The 13,356-nt window shown below is 58.3% G+C and carries 15 protein-coding genes; all 15 read left to right on the top strand.

Annotated elements, in window-relative coordinates; genetic code table 11:
* The first annotated feature begins 145 nt into the window (after positions 1 to 145).
* The 15 genes from RBQ93_RS12070 to larE all read left to right on the top strand — a co-directional run bounded on the left by RBQ93_RS12070 (position 146) and on the right by larE (position 13,209).
* Positions 146 to 823 carry a type II secretion system protein gene (locus RBQ93_RS12070; protein ID WP_320372369.1) on the top strand — a complete coding sequence of 226 codons (678 nt, stop codon included), beginning with the start codon at positions 146 to 148 and terminating at the stop codon, positions 821 to 823.
* Positions 824 to 989: 166 nt separating this feature from the next.
* Positions 990 to 2,006, top strand: a complete 1,017-nt coding sequence (locus RBQ93_RS12065; protein WP_320372368.1) for a type II secretion system protein — start codon at positions 990 to 992, stop codon at positions 2,004 to 2,006.
* A 118-nt stretch (positions 2,007 to 2,124) separates the two neighbouring features.
* On the top strand, positions 2,125 to 3,441 hold the full coding sequence (locus RBQ93_RS12060; protein ID WP_320372367.1) for an ATP-binding protein: 1,317 nt from the start codon (positions 2,125 to 2,127) through the stop codon (positions 3,439 to 3,441).
* A 137-nt stretch (positions 3,442 to 3,578) separates the two neighbouring features.
* Complete coding sequence (locus RBQ93_RS12055; protein ID WP_320372366.1) at positions 3,579 to 5,144, top strand: lectin-like domain-containing protein; 1,566 nt, start codon at positions 3,579 to 3,581, stop codon at positions 5,142 to 5,144.
* A 2-nt stretch (positions 5,145 to 5,146) separates the two neighbouring features.
* Positions 5,147 to 5,326, top strand: coding sequence for a hypothetical protein (locus RBQ93_RS12050; RefSeq protein WP_320372365.1), 180 nt, complete (start codon positions 5,147 to 5,149; stop codon positions 5,324 to 5,326).
* 18 nt (positions 5,327 to 5,344) lie between these two features.
* Positions 5,345 to 6,295, top strand: coding sequence for a ferrochelatase (gene hemH / locus RBQ93_RS12045; protein WP_320372364.1), 951 nt, complete (start codon positions 5,345 to 5,347; stop codon positions 6,293 to 6,295).
* Positions 6,296 to 6,396: 101 nt separating this feature from the next.
* On the top strand, positions 6,397 to 6,804 hold the full coding sequence (locus tag RBQ93_RS12040; RefSeq protein ID WP_320372363.1) for a hypothetical protein: 408 nt from the start codon (positions 6,397 to 6,399) through the stop codon (positions 6,802 to 6,804).
* Between the two features lie 167 nt (positions 6,805 to 6,971).
* The gene (locus tag RBQ93_RS12035; RefSeq protein WP_320372362.1) at positions 6,972 to 7,271 is read left to right on the top strand and encodes a hypothetical protein; all 300 of its coding nucleotides are present in this window, start codon (positions 6,972 to 6,974) and stop codon (positions 7,269 to 7,271) included.
* Between the two features lie 72 nt (positions 7,272 to 7,343).
* Positions 7,344 to 8,042, top strand: coding sequence for a response regulator transcription factor (locus tag RBQ93_RS12030; protein ID WP_320372361.1), 699 nt, complete (start codon positions 7,344 to 7,346; stop codon positions 8,040 to 8,042).
* The gene (locus tag RBQ93_RS12025) at positions 8,032 to 9,390 is read left to right on the top strand and encodes a HAMP domain-containing sensor histidine kinase (RefSeq protein ID WP_320372360.1); all 1,359 of its coding nucleotides are present in this window, start codon (positions 8,032 to 8,034) and stop codon (positions 9,388 to 9,390) included. Before RBQ93_RS12030 ends, RBQ93_RS12025 begins: the two co-directional genes overlap by 11 nt.
* 4 nt (positions 9,391 to 9,394) lie before the next feature.
* Entirely contained in the window at positions 9,395 to 10,048 is a 654-nt protein-coding gene (locus RBQ93_RS12020; RefSeq protein ID WP_320372359.1) for a lactate utilization protein, read from the top strand.
* A gap of 11 nt (positions 10,049 to 10,059) precedes the next feature.
* The gene (locus RBQ93_RS12015; protein WP_320372358.1) at positions 10,060 to 10,803 is read left to right on the top strand and encodes a ComF family protein; all 744 of its coding nucleotides are present in this window, start codon (positions 10,060 to 10,062) and stop codon (positions 10,801 to 10,803) included.
* A 119-nt stretch (positions 10,804 to 10,922) separates the two neighbouring features.
* Positions 10,923 to 11,396, top strand: coding sequence for an RrF2 family transcriptional regulator (locus tag RBQ93_RS12010; protein ID WP_320372357.1), 474 nt, complete (start codon positions 10,923 to 10,925; stop codon positions 11,394 to 11,396).
* 20 nt (positions 11,397 to 11,416) lie between these two features.
* On the top strand, positions 11,417 to 12,337 hold the full coding sequence (gene cysK, locus RBQ93_RS12005; protein WP_320372356.1) for a cysteine synthase A: 921 nt from the start codon (positions 11,417 to 11,419) through the stop codon (positions 12,335 to 12,337).
* A 71-nt stretch (positions 12,338 to 12,408) separates the two neighbouring features.
* On the top strand, positions 12,409 to 13,209 hold the full coding sequence (gene larE / locus RBQ93_RS12000) for an ATP-dependent sacrificial sulfur transferase LarE (protein ID WP_320372355.1): 801 nt from the start codon (positions 12,409 to 12,411) through the stop codon (positions 13,207 to 13,209).
* Positions 13,210 to 13,356 lie beyond the last annotated feature (147 nt).

Raw genomic sequence — 13,356 nt, 5'->3', positions numbered from 1 at the left:
GCAAGCACCGAAAAACATACTTTTTTCTTGATTTTTTTCATCAGCTAACCGATCTTGACAAATACGTATTTTGATTTAGCATTACCACCTTGTCACATCAGCCTTATCGTACATGCATTCCATACAAACCAACAGGAGGCAGCAGATGCGTAACAGTAAAGGCTTTACCCTGGTAGAACTGGCCGTGGTTCTGGTCATCATCGGTATCATCCTGGGCGCGGTCATTAAGGGGCAGGATCTGATCGTCAACGCCCAGGCAAAACAGGCTACAGCTGCAGTTAGCTCGTGGCGTAATCTGACAATGGCATATCTCGACCGTAATGGCCGACTACCTGGTGACGCTATGCGCAACGGCGTTATCGGCGACCAAACCACTACAACTACCGAACAAGATGCCGCTCATTCTGCAATTGGCGAACTGACAAAAACCATGCAGTACCCGCCTGCAAACCCTATGGTGGTTGGCGGCATGAACTTCTGGGTGTACTTTGGCAACACAACTGTTACATCTGGCACACGCAATGCCATGCTTGTTTGTGGAACTGAAGACTGCGCTACCGTATTCAGTGCTGACCAGATTGAAATTATGAAATCAATGGACGCCTCCTTTGACGGTGTTGCAGAAGCAGCAGCCGGTCAGTTCAGAGCTGTTACCGCAGCACCCACCTTGCTTGGTGCTGCCGATGTAAACACTAATTGGAAAACTGCTGTTTTCAGCGGTACAGGTGTTGTTCCTGTGGACACAAATGTAAACGGTGCGACCGGCACTGAGTGGGCCATTACTCACCGGGCTGCTGTTTGGCTCTTCGACAGAACGTTCTAAACACTTCAAAACTTACTGATCAAGAGGAGGCCAATCGGCCTCCTTTTTTTGTGCCTTTTGCCTTGCTCTGCGCCTTTGCGCCTCGCCTTCCCCCCTTTGTGTTAAAAGGCTTTCCAACGCAAAGAACAACGAAAGGCAGACGCAAAGGCGCAAAGAAAACCACCCAATGCTTGAATTTACCGCAGTATCAGGTAGAATCGCCACCATGCAACGACCTACAGACACAAATGGCTTTACCTTGGTTGAACTGGCGGTTTCTCTGGTGGTGATCGGGCTGTTGATCGGCCTGGGCACTTCCATGGTGGGGCCACTGATGAGCGCCATCAAGGTGCGGGAAAGCCGTGAAAACCTGGGGGCGGCGGTGGAGTCGATCAACAGCTGGGCTTCAAGTAACAACCGGCTGCCGGATGTTGCTGGAGGTACTTCTGATTTCAAAGGCGTTGTGCGAACACCAGCCGACGCATGGGGACGAGATTTCATCTATCTTTACGATTGCCGTTTTGCATCTACAGATTCAGTTGCCTGCCCAGGCGCAGCACCCGCAATAACCAAAGATACTATTTGCGGACGCCGCACCACGAACATCACACTGACCGATCACAATACCGGCGCCAGCATCCAGAACGTTGTGTACGCTGTCTTCAGCCAGAGTGATGACGCTGCGGCCAACAGCACCTTTAGCGCATGTCCACCTAGCGGGACTGCTGTCAGTTCAGGCCCACGCACTGCAACTACCCCAGTCTGCGCAGACACAGCCAATGACCTTGTCCGCTGGGCAACGCTGGATGAACTGCGTACCAAGGTGGGCTGCCAGGGGCCGCAACTGCGTATCGTGAATAATGAATTGCCCTATGGAAGCTTAAGTAGCCCCTACCCTGATGTCTACGTTGTTGCAGACGGCGGTCTCGGGTCATCAAATTATCAATGGTGCGTTGAAACAACGAGCGCATCTGCCCCGGCAACTCTAGCCTTCAGGCAAAACAGTGCCACTGGAGCAGCGTTATTAACGATCTTCTCGTCAAACTGTTCTACGCATACGACCTGGGGTAGTGCCACACAACTTGTCGTGAATGGCACCCCAACGATTGGCGGCAGTCACTATTTCAAAATTTTCGTTCGCGATGGCGCTACTGCTGCTGCAAACAAAGCCAATAAGGCCTTTGTCCTCACTATCAACCCGTAGTAATTATTTTCTCTGCGCCTTTGCGTCTTGCTCTGCTGTTCTCTGCGTTAAAACGCCTTACACCATACCCACAAATATATCCTTTTCACAAAGACATATTTCTAGTATATTAACCTTCATGAAAGACCACTTTCGCCAGATAATCCGCCAGAAGATCGTAGACGCCATTGCATCCCCTCCCCCGACCTTAACCCGTCGCGACACCTGGCTGCCAAAGGTTGCAAACAAGGCAACCGCTGTGATCGGTATGCGTCGGGCTGGCAAAACCAGCCTGCTCTGGCAGATTATGACTGATCGCCAAGCCCAGGGGACAGCACCAGAAGGGCTGCTCTATTTCAGCTTTGAAGATGAACGACTGGCTGGCTTGCAAGCTGCTGACCTCTCTATCGTACTGGAGGAGTACTACCGTCTGTATCCCGAGTGGCGGGATCAACGCCGGGCAGCTTTTTTTCTTGACGAAATCCAGCTTGTGCCCGGTTGGGAACAATTTGCCCGGCGTATGCTTGATAGCGAATCAGTTGATCTGTTCCTGTCTGGCTCATCTGCGCAGATGCTTTCACGTGAAGTTGCTACCAGCATGCGCGGACGCGCCTTGGAAGCAGTTGTGCTGCCTTTCAGCTTTCGTGAAAGCTTGCGCCACGCCGGACGTGAACCGCAAAAAACAGCAGACCGCCTGACCAAGGCCCAACGATCACTGCTGGACAGCCAATTGCTAACGTACCTGTCACAAGGCGGCTTTCCTGAGGCACAGGGGCTTGATAGCCGCAACCGCACTACGCTGCTGAACAACTACGTTGATGTTGTGCTGCTACGAGACATTGTGGAGCGACACGCCATTAGCCAGCCGGTCGTGCTGCGCTGGATGGTGCGCCAGCTGTTAGGCAACGCTGCCGGCACCTTCAGCATCAACAAGTTTCATGCCGACTTAAAATCACAAGGCATTGCCGTCGGTAAAGACACGCTGCATGCCTACCTGGCTTTCCTGGAGGACACCTTTCTGCTGCAAACAATTACGTTAGCCAGTGATTCTGAACGCCGTCGCAGAGTAAACCCTCGAAAATGTTATCCGATAGACACGGGTCTGATTCCGGTCTTTGACCGGTCAGGAAAAACCAATCTGGGCCATGCCCTTGAAACAGGCGTATATATTGAGCTTGTACGCAGAGGAGCGGTGATTTCTTATCTGCGTACAAAAAATGGCTTTGAGGTTGATTTTCATGCCCGCTATCCTGAAGGATCGGAAGCGTTGATCCAGGTCTGTGTCAATCTGGATGATCCAACAACCATGAGCAGAGAAATCAGGGCATTGCAAGATGCTGCACAGGACTATCCGCAAGCCGGACTCTTCCTGATTACGCTTACACCTCCTACGCCAACTGTATCCCCTGAAAACATTACCGTCTGTAATGCGGCGGATTGGCTTTTAGAGCAGTAAATTTCGCGCCTTTGCGTCCTGCTCTTGATGCTCTTTGCGTTAAAAGCCTTACCCACCACCTGGCAAATGTACTGGACGCGGCCAGCAAAAATGCCTACCATCCAGGCCATGCACAACGGTAATTAAGGACGCCTCGTATGCCATCACCCTTCACCCATTCCCGCTCCGGCATGTCACTCATGAATGTGATCGTCCTGCTGATGCTGATCGGTGTGCTGGTAATGGCCGGTTCAGCGCTGGTGGGGCCGCTGGTCAAGCGGGGTAAGATCAACGACACCAAGACGATCATCAACAACAACGTGGATGCGATTATCAGCTGGGCGGTGGCCAATGGACGGCTGCCAAAGAAAACAGCCACAACAGACGAGATCACCACTCTGTTTACCAACCCTAATGATGCCTGGGGTAGACCGCTGGTGTACGCCTACGACGCTAACCTGGCTGACTCATCAACCGGTGGACTCTGCGGCAGAACAGCAGCATCCTACAACAATATTGCCTTCATCATCCTGAGTGGAGGCGATGACTTCAAAACCGATTCGACACCGGAGACATCCCAGGCGCTTACTGCTGGGCCTGATCTAAAAATCAGCGACATCTACCGTGTTGTTACCCTCGATGAGCTGAAAAGCCGGTCCGGCTGCTACGGCGCCACTGGCGGTCGGTTGCGTATCGTCAACAACGAACTGCCGAGCGCCTGTAAAGATAGTGATACTTATTCCGCTACCCTCTTCGCCGGTGGTGGAGTTCCCAACTACACTTGGTCTCTGGTCGCACCTCCATCTTGGATTCAAATTAACTCAACGACTGGAACCCTTACTCTACCGCTAAATACAAAAACCCCCAACACCCCAGGCGCCACCTATCAAGTTACCACCACACTAAAAGACAACCACCAGCCAATCGCAACAACTGTCAACCGCACCTACAATCTAAAAGTCGTCAACTGCGGCACCACAAACCTACCCGTATCGCTAGAAGATTTCGTCGGCCCGCCCTCAAATAAGGTTCAGTTTGTCTATGATCCTGCAACTGAAACCTACACTATCATCACCACCAAGGGTACCGATGCGGGTTGCAGCTGGAGCGCCACCCCGATATCAATACCGACAGGCAAAACCTTCAGCGTCTATTTTGAGTTCGTCTTTAACGAAGAAACCAGGCTTGACAGTGGTGACTACGGCAATGGCTTCAGCTTCGTCATGTACAATAGCTCTATAGGCTCACCAACCTTGGTCTGTGGGTCACGCCCGCTTGGTTATGACGGCATTGGCCCCGACACGGTGGCCATAGAACTGGACGCGTATAAGGACAGCACCAACGACCCGATTGCCGGTGGCGGCAGCCGTAACCATGTTGCAGTGCAGATTGGTGACTCAGACCACGATGCAGGACAATGCAGCGTGCTACCTTTAGCTACACCACCATCATGCGGCTATCGCTCAGGCACAAATCTTGACGCCGTGCGCTGGTTTGAAAACGGCACCCTTACCGGCAGGCACAAGGCACGGATTGATATCACACAAGCCACCGGCCTGGTGCGGGTATGGATCGACTGTACTGATTGCTCCAACCCCGGCCCACCGACCATTCAACGCACCGTAACCGTGCCAGCCAGCTTTTATTACGGCTTTACCACAGCCTCCCAGGGCAGCCGCAACCAGGAGATAGAGCTGTACAACTTCACTGCAGGCTATTATTAACCATGACACGCACACCGCACCTACTGTTACTCGCCGGTGTAACACTGGTCCTCTACGGCTACTGGCGTCTGGCAGTGCCACCCGACGCCCTGTACGGCGAAGTACTGGCCCGGGCCCGCGAGGGTGTTTTGTCGGTGGCTGGTGGTGGCGGTCTGCTGATGGTCTGGCTGGCGAAGCGGTAAGCGGAAGGAGAGCAGGTAATGGAGAAGACTGCCGTACTACTGCTGCAGATGGGGGGGCCTGATGCTCTCTCTGCGGTGCATCCCTTTCTGCTGAATCTGTTTTCCGACCGGGAGATCATCAAGATCGGCCCGGCCTGGCTGCAGCCGCTGATCGCCCGACTGATTGTGAAGCGGCGCACCCCGGCGGTGGTGGAGAAATACCGCGAGATCGGCGGCAAGTCGCCGATCCGTGAGCTGACCCAGGCCCAGGCCGATGCCCTGTCTGCGGAGCTGGGACTGCCCTGTTTTCCGGCCATGCGCTACTGGCAGCCCTTCACCGCCCAGGCCCTAACCCAAGCACGACAGAGCGGCGCAACGCGGATCGTGGCGCTGTCGCTCTACCCCCACTACTCGCGGGCCACCAGCGGTTCCAGCTTTAACGACCTGGATCGTCAGCTGGCAGCATCGGGGCTGCAGCTCGACGTCGTCCGTATCCCCCACTTTTACGACCATCCGCTCTACATCCAGGCCCTGGCGGAAAAAGTCGAGGCCGGGATAGCCGGTTTTGCGGACCGAAGCCAGGTGCAGTTGCTGTTTTCAGCCCACTCGCTGCCCCAATCGTTCATCGACGAGGGCGATCCCTATCTTGAGCATATTCAGTCAACGGTACGATTGGTGATGGAGCGCTTCAGTGACGTGTCACACCATCTGGCCTTTCAATCCCGGGCCGGACCGGTGAAGTGGCTGGAGCCCTCCACCGACGACATGCTAAAACAACTGGCCGCTCGGGGCTGCAAAAACCTGCTGGTGGTGCCGCTCTCCTTTGTGTCCGACCATATCGAGACCCTGCACGAGATCGACATTGAGTACGCCGAAGAGGCCAGTAAACTGGGGATCAGCACCTTCCGACGCATCGAATCGCTGAACGATTCGCCCACCTTTATCAGCTGTCTGGCTGAACTGGTGCGCAGTGCAATGAAACATTCATAATCATTCACAATTGCTTCATCAGATCTTCCCATCGGGTTGCTAAGGTGGAACCATCTTAACGAGGTTCTTTGCGGAACACGAAACCCAAGGAGGAACGAATCATGAAAAAATCACTGGTAGCACTGACCGTAGTAGCAGCACTGGCCATCACCGGCTCAGCCTTCGCCCGTGGCGGCATGGGCATGGGTCCGGGTATGGTATCCGGCCCCTATGCCGAGCAGTACAAGAAGTTTGCCGCTGAAACCCTGCCGATCCGCCAGGAGATGATGAACAAGCATTTTGAGTTGCAGAAGGAGTATCTGCAGGAAAAACCGAACAGCGACAAGATCACCAAGCTGCAGGGCGAGGTGGCTGAGCTGCGCAAGAAGATGATCGATGCCCGCACCAAATCCGGTCTTCCGATGGGCAAGATGGGTAAAAGAGGCGGCAAAGGGATGCGTGGTGGCATGATGGGTGGCATGACACAGGACTGCCCGCTGATGACCGCACCGCCCCCAGCTTCCAAGTAATCGAGCACCAGCAACCCTGACTGCAGCCGGCCCCGTACAACCTGCGGCGGCCGGCTGCACACACAAACATTATGCCCAAAACAGCCCTGACATACCTGTTATCCCTGCTTGTACTGCTGTTGCTTGCGCAACCGTCCGCAGCCCTAGAGCCTGAAGAACGGCCATTTATGCCGGGACGCGGCTGGCATGGCCCCGGCAAGGGCCTTGGTCTCGGCCCGGGACGCAGCCCCTACGGCGCCTACTGCCCTAAACGGCATGCCGACCGCTACGGCGCCCGGCAACCGGTGCACAGCGCAGCAGAGGCCCGTGAGCGCCTGCTGCAGCTGTTTGGCGCCGACCAGGTGACGATCAGCAATCTCGAAGAACGTCCCCGCCACTTCAAGGCCAACATCGTCGACAAGAACGGCACGCTGCTGGACACCGTGATTATCGATCGCCGTTCCGGTCGCATCCGCTCAATCCTCTAGACACAGTTCCCGCCTGACTGACGGCCCCGGCTGTGCTATACTGCCCACCATCTCCTGCCGAACGGAGCTGTCATGCAACGCCCGATTCTGATCGTAGAAGATGATCTCAAGATCGCCCGGATCATTAAGGCCTATCTGGAAGGGGCCGATTTTCGGGTGATCCACGTTGATACCGCCGCCGCTGCGCTGGAAAAGGCCCAACAGGAGCTGCCGCTGGCGGTGGTGCTGGACTTGGGCCTGCCGGACCGTAGTGGCGAGGAGCTGTGCCAGGACCTGAAGGAGCTGGGCGACCTGCCGGTGATCATGCTCACCGCCAAGGCATCGGAAGAGGAACGGATCACCGGCTTTGCCCTGGGTGCCGACGACTACGTGGTCAAGCCGGCTTCCCCCCGCGAGCTGGTCTACCGGGTCAAGGCGGTGCTGAAACGCAGCGACGCCAGCGGCGGTGAACGACCGGCAAGCTTCAACCAGGGAACCCTGGTGCTGGACGCCAGGCGCCATACCCTGACCCGACACGGCCAGGCCGTGGCGATTACTCCCACCGAATTCAAGCTGCTGGCAACCCTGGCAGCCGCCCCGGGCCGCACCTTTACCCGTGACGAACTAGTCTCCAAGGCCCTGGGCTACCAGTTTGAGGGCTACGAACGCAGCGTGGACGCCCATATCAAAAATCTGCGCCAGAAGATCGAGACCGACAGCCGCAATCCTGAGCTGATCAAAACCGTCTACGGCGTCGGCTACCTGTTCAGCGGAGAACGGGATGTCCTTTAGCCTGCAACGCAAGATACTGCTGCCGCTCTTGCTGGTGACCCTGATCGCGCTCTCCTCCGGGGTGCTGTTGCGGAGCTTTATCATACGTGATTTCAAGGCCTTTGCCGAGGGCAGGAGCATTGACCGGCTCTATCAGGTGCTGGCGGTGCTGGAAGGACGATTTGCCGAACAGAACCGCTGGCAGGCGCCGGTGTTGGCCAACGACCTGATCTGGGCCCACCAGATGGGCTTCGAGATCAGACTGTATGACCACCAGGGCCAGCTGCTCATAACCACCGACCAGGCCTTAAGCGGCCTGCCACCGCTGATGCGCAAGCGGATCAGCGCCTCCACCGAGGGACGCCCTGAGGCTGCCCCGGACGACTATCACCCCTACCCACTGTTCCTGCAGGGCCAGGAAATCGGCCTCCTTGAGGTGCGCATACCGAGGCCGATCAAGGAGGAGCTGTTCATCCGCTCCTCAAACCTGTTTCTGCTCTATTCCACCGCCGGCATGGGTCTTTTGGCCGTGTTGCTGAGCGTACTGCTGGCCCGCCGGCTGTCGCGTCCCCTGCAACGCCTAACCACCGCAGCCGAAGGGATCGCCAGCGGCGACCTGGGACAACGGGTGCCGCTCAACACCAATGACGAGATCGGCCGCCTGGCAACCGCCTTCAACACCATGGCCGACTCACTGGAGGGCCATGAACGGCTGCGTAAGCAACTGGTCTCCAATGCCGCCCATGAGCTGCGCACCCCGCTGATGGTGATCCGTGGCGAACTGGAAGGCATGCTGGACGGGGTGCTGCCCAGCTCACCGGAGGCGCTGCAGTCGTTGCATCAGGAAACCGGCCGTCTGACCGCCATCCTGGACGGGGTGGACGAACTGTCCAGGGCTGAGGCCAGCTTTCTGAGCCTACAGCGGGAAGAGGTGCAGCTCAAGCTGCTCTGCGAGGGGATTGCCACCCGCTTTGGCCGACTGGCTGAGGACAAACAGGCCCGGATCGTGGTGGCCTGCCCCGACGGGTTGACCGTCTGGGCCGACCCGGACCGCTTGAGCCAGATCCTGATCAACCTGCTGACCAACGCCCTCAAGGCACTACCCGATCAGGGCCGGGTCGAACTGCGGGCCACGGAGACCGACCAGACCGCCGTCATCGAACTGAGCGACAACGGCCACGGCATCTCTCCGGAGCTGCTGCCGCATATCTTTGAACGCTTTTACAAAGGGGCGCAGGGCGGCCTGGGGCTTGGCCTGGCCATTGTCCGCGAACTGGTGGCGGCCCACAACGGCACCATCGAGGTTGACAGCGAACCCGGACGCGGCACCACCTTCATCCTGCGCCTGCCCAAACGCCACAAGGAGTAGCACCATGACCATGACCGAAGAACTGATCAGCTGGAGTTGGGAACAGAAATGCCGCAAGGCGGTGGCCGCCCTTGAGACCAACGGCTTCACCGCCGTCTACTGCGCAGCCCCGCAAGCAGCCGCCGACTACATCCTGCAGCAGGCTGCCGATGCCCACTCTGTAGGCTTCGGCGGCTCGATGACCATCGCCGGGCTGGGGGTGGAGCCGAAACTGGCGGCCGCCGGCAAGGAGATCCTCAACCATGGCAACCCATCCCTCTCACCGGACGAAAAACAGATCATCCTGCGCCGGGAATTGACCTGCGACCTGTTCCTCTGCAGCACCAACGCACTCACACTACGGGGCGAGCTGGTCAACATCGACGGTGTCGGCAACCGGGTGGGCGCCATGCAGTTCGGCCCCCGCAAGGTGATTGTGGTGGTTGGTCGCAACAAGCTGGTGGACGGCACGGTGCAGGATGCAATCCAGCGGGTCAAGACCTGGGCTGCGCCACCCAACAGCAAGCGACTCAAGGTCAAGACCCCTTGCGCCAGCACCGGCTTCTGCAGCAACTGCAACTCAGCAGAGCGGATCTGTCGCGTGACCACCATCATCGAACGCAAGCCGCGCCTGACCGACCTGCACGTTGTGGTGGTCAACGCCGAGCTCGGCTTCTAGCCGCACCCCCCATGCTCACTGCAGCCCGCAAGCTGGGCAAGGCACTGTTGGACCTGGCGCTGCCTCCCCGCTGCCACCTTTGCCGCTGCTTCATCCCCGAGGCCGGGCCGCTGCACCTCTGCCCGGCCTGTCACGATCAACTGCCGTTGCTGTCGTCCCCCTGCTGCAGCATCTGCGGACAACCCTTTGCTGGCGCAGGCCACGACCACCCCTGCGGCGCCTGTCTGCTGCAGCCGCCTACGTGGGAAGCGGCCCGGTCCGCCGTGCTCTTTGATGGTGGCTGTCGCGACCTGATCCACGCCTTCAAGTACCGTCACCGTTTCCACCTGCGACGCCCGCTGGCGCTGTTGACTGCCCGGCAGCTCGGCGGTTTTGTTGCCGAATCCAATGCCGACCTAGTGGCGCCGGTACCGCTACATCCCCGCAGACTACGCCAGCGCGGCTTCAACCAGTCACTGCTGCTGGCCGAGATCCTGCAAAAAGAATGGCAGCTGCCGCTGCAACGGCAACTCTTGCAGCGCACCCGCTACACCACCTCCCAGACCGAACTATCGGCCGAGCAGCGCGCAATCAATCTGCGGGGCGCCTTTTCAGTGCCTGACTCGACAGTTCTCATAAACAAACGGGTGCTCCTGGTGGACGATGTCTTTACCACCGGCGCTACCCTGGCCGAATGCTCACGCTGCCTGCTGCAGGCCGGAGCGGCAGCGGTCCTATGCGTTACCGTGGCGCGAGCGCCGCTCACGGCCCCCTGATGGGTCATGGCAGTTCAGTAGAATAGGCAGCACTTTCCCGGCAATTTTCTTGACAACAGCGCTGTTGTATCCTATATCAGACCGGCAATCACCTACGTAGCACTTACCAGGAGGTTTTCATGCGGTTGTCAACCAAGAGCCGGTACGGCCTGCGGGCACTGTTCGATATCGCCTACAACGGCAACGGTTCACCGTCCCAGATTCAGGACATCTCCCGCCGCCAGGAAATTTCCCCCCGCTATCTCGAACAGATCTTTCAGAGCCTGAAACGAGCCGGCATCCTCAAGAGCAAACGCGGCCCCCAGGGCGGCTACGCACTGGCAAAAAAGCCGGAACAGATCACAGTGTTGGAGATTATCAAGGCCACCGAACAGGATGTGCTGATGGTGGATTGTGGCGGTGAGGGCAAAAAGCGTCGCCGTAAGAACGAGTGTCCTTTTGAGGGCAACTGCGTCACCCAGACCGTCTGGAAGGACGCCAACGACCTGCTGTCTGAACTGTTCGGCAAGATGACCCTGCAGACCCTCTGCCAGCGCGGCCACGATATGGGCGTCAAAAAAGAGCAGGATCACCGCTTCATGTACTACATCTAACCGATCAAGCAGGATATCCCATGCACCCTCCGATTGACTCCTGCATACAGGCCATCGGCAACACCCGACTGGTGCGCTTGAATAAACTGACGCAACCGGGTATGGCCACCATCTACGCCAAGCTGGAGGCCGGCAACCCCGGCGGCAGCGTCAAGGACCGGATCGCCCTGGCCATGATCGAGGCGGCCGAGGCTGACGGATGCCTGAAGCCAGGCGCCACCGTGGCGGAACCGACCAGCGGCAATACCGGCATCGGTCTGGCCCTGGTCTGCGCCGTCAAGGGCTACCGCCTGATCCTGACCATGCCGGAAACCATGTCTCTGGAACGTCGCCGATTGCTGGCCGCCTACGGCGCCGAACTGGTGCTGACCCCTGGCAGCCTGGGGATGAAAGGGGCGGTGCAACGGGCTGAAGAGATCGCCGCCGAGCGGCGCTGCCTGCTGCCCCAACAGTTCAAGAACCCGGCCAATCCCGAGATGCACCGCCGCACCACCGGACCGGAGATCATCCGCGCCATGGCCGGCAGAAGCATCGACGGCTTTGTGGCCGGGGTCGGCACCGGCGGCACCATCACTGGCACCGGCGAGGTACTGCGCCAGCACAACCCGCAGATCAGGATTGCTGCGGTAGAACCGGCCGATTCGGCAGTACTGTCCGGTGGCCAGCCTGCCCCACACAAGATCCAGGGGATCGGCGCCGGTTTCATACCGGATGTGTTGAACACCAGCATCTATGACGAGATCATCACCGTTACCAACGAGGAGGCCTTTGCCTATGCCCGGCGACTGGCACGTGAGGAAGGTATTCTGGCAGGCATCTCCTGCGGCGCAGCCCTGAGCGGGGCGCTAAACCTGGCCAAGCGGCTGGGCAGCGGCAAACATCTGGTGGTGGTGCTGCCGGACACCGGTGAGCGTTATCTGTCCACCGGCGTGTTCGACTAGCCACACGAGACCACATACCACACACAAAACGCCCTTCATCGGGCGTTTTGTGCTTTAAGGAACCGGAAGCCATGCAGCACTATCAGCAACTGATCACCCAACTGAGCAGCAGAGGCCCTCTGGGGGTGGCCTTTTCCGGCGGCGTCGACTCGACCCTGCTGGCAAAGGCAGCCCATGATGCACTGGGTGACCGGGCCGTTGCCATCACCATTCACGGGCCGATGCAGTTGCGAGGGGAGTTGCAGGCGGCCCGTAAACTGGCACAGCAGATCGGCATTCGCCAGATAGAGCTGCGGCTGGACTGGTCAGAGCTGCCTGAGCTACATACCAACCCGTCTGATCGTTGTTACCTCTGTAAATCAAGCATCATCATGCTCTGCCTTCGTCAGCTTGCGTCTCTCTCTGACGCAGACCATAGCTGGAGCCTGATTGACGGCAGCAACCTCGATGACCTCCAGGCCCATCGTCCCGGCCGCCGCGCACTGCAGGAACTGGCGGTGGGCTCACCACTGGCCGAGCTTGGATTCAGCAAGGCCGAGATCCGCTCCGTAAGCCGTCAGCTGGGATTGCCCGGCTGGGACAGGCCGGCCCAGAGTTGTCTGCTGACCCGTTTTCTCCACAACAACCCGCTTACCGACGCAGATCTACGGCGGGTGGAATCCTGCGAGGAAGAACTGCACAGCATGGGATGTAGGCTGGTACGCGCCCGTTGTCTCGGTGATGGGGTACGGCTGGAGCTCGGTCAGCAGGAGTTGGCAGCCGTAACCGCCAACCCGCTGCTGCAGAAAGCCATTGAAGAAGTCTTCGCCAAGGCCGGTTTCAGCAGGGTGGTTATTGATTCATCAGGCTACCGCAGCGGCAGCATGGATTAAAACTGGTACATCACCAGCAGCCCGCCACCGACCGCCGGACTGGCGTCCGAGAACCCGGCCAGGCCATACAACTCCCAGGCCACCCGCCGCGACTGCAGGAAGTTGAGCTTAAGCCGTCCTTCGAGCGGAGCATCGCCCCCATCGACC

The sequence above is a fragment of the Trichlorobacter sp. genome, from assembly GCF_034008105.1.
In the GTDB taxonomy this organism is placed as follows: Bacteria; Desulfobacterota; Desulfuromonadia; order Geobacterales; family Pseudopelobacteraceae; genus Trichlorobacter.
Note: the sequence above shows the minus strand (reverse complement) of the source record. Positions and strands in the feature narration are given on the sequence as shown.

What these genes read in the sequence shown, in the direction of transcription:
- RBQ93_RS12065 (WP_320372368.1), top strand. Translation starts at nt 990, where the DNA reads ATGCTTGAATTTACCGCAGTATCAGGTAGAATCGCCACCATGCAACGA.
- RBQ93_RS12015 (WP_320372358.1), top strand. Translation starts at nt 10,060, where the DNA reads ATGCTCACTGCAGCCCGCAAGCTGGGCAAGGCACTGTTGGACCTGGCG.
- RBQ93_RS12040 (WP_320372363.1), top strand. Translation starts at nt 6,397, where the DNA reads ATGAAAAAATCACTGGTAGCACTGACCGTAGTAGCAGCACTGGCCATC.
- hemH (WP_320372364.1), top strand. Translation starts at nt 5,345, where the DNA reads ATGGAGAAGACTGCCGTACTACTGCTGCAGATGGGGGGGCCTGATGCT.
- RBQ93_RS12010 (WP_320372357.1), top strand. Translation starts at nt 10,923, where the DNA reads ATGCGGTTGTCAACCAAGAGCCGGTACGGCCTGCGGGCACTGTTCGAT.
- RBQ93_RS12025 (WP_320372360.1), top strand. Translation starts at nt 8,032, where the DNA reads ATGTCCTTTAGCCTGCAACGCAAGATACTGCTGCCGCTCTTGCTGGTG.
- RBQ93_RS12030 (WP_320372361.1), top strand. Translation starts at nt 7,344, where the DNA reads ATGCAACGCCCGATTCTGATCGTAGAAGATGATCTCAAGATCGCCCGG.
- RBQ93_RS12020 (WP_320372359.1), top strand. Translation starts at nt 9,395, where the DNA reads ATGACCATGACCGAAGAACTGATCAGCTGGAGTTGGGAACAGAAATGC.
- RBQ93_RS12055 (WP_320372366.1), top strand. Translation starts at nt 3,579, where the DNA reads ATGCCATCACCCTTCACCCATTCCCGCTCCGGCATGTCACTCATGAAT.
- RBQ93_RS12060 (WP_320372367.1), top strand. Translation starts at nt 2,125, where the DNA reads ATGAAAGACCACTTTCGCCAGATAATCCGCCAGAAGATCGTAGACGCC.
- cysK (WP_320372356.1), top strand. Translation starts at nt 11,417, where the DNA reads ATGCACCCTCCGATTGACTCCTGCATACAGGCCATCGGCAACACCCGA.
- RBQ93_RS12035 (WP_320372362.1), top strand. Translation starts at nt 6,972, where the DNA reads ATGCCGGGACGCGGCTGGCATGGCCCCGGCAAGGGCCTTGGTCTCGGC.
- RBQ93_RS12050 (WP_320372365.1), top strand. Translation starts at nt 5,147, where the DNA reads ATGACACGCACACCGCACCTACTGTTACTCGCCGGTGTAACACTGGTC.
- RBQ93_RS12070 (WP_320372369.1), top strand. Translation starts at nt 146, where the DNA reads ATGCGTAACAGTAAAGGCTTTACCCTGGTAGAACTGGCCGTGGTTCTG.
- larE (WP_320372355.1), top strand. Translation starts at nt 12,409, where the DNA reads ATGCAGCACTATCAGCAACTGATCACCCAACTGAGCAGCAGAGGCCCT.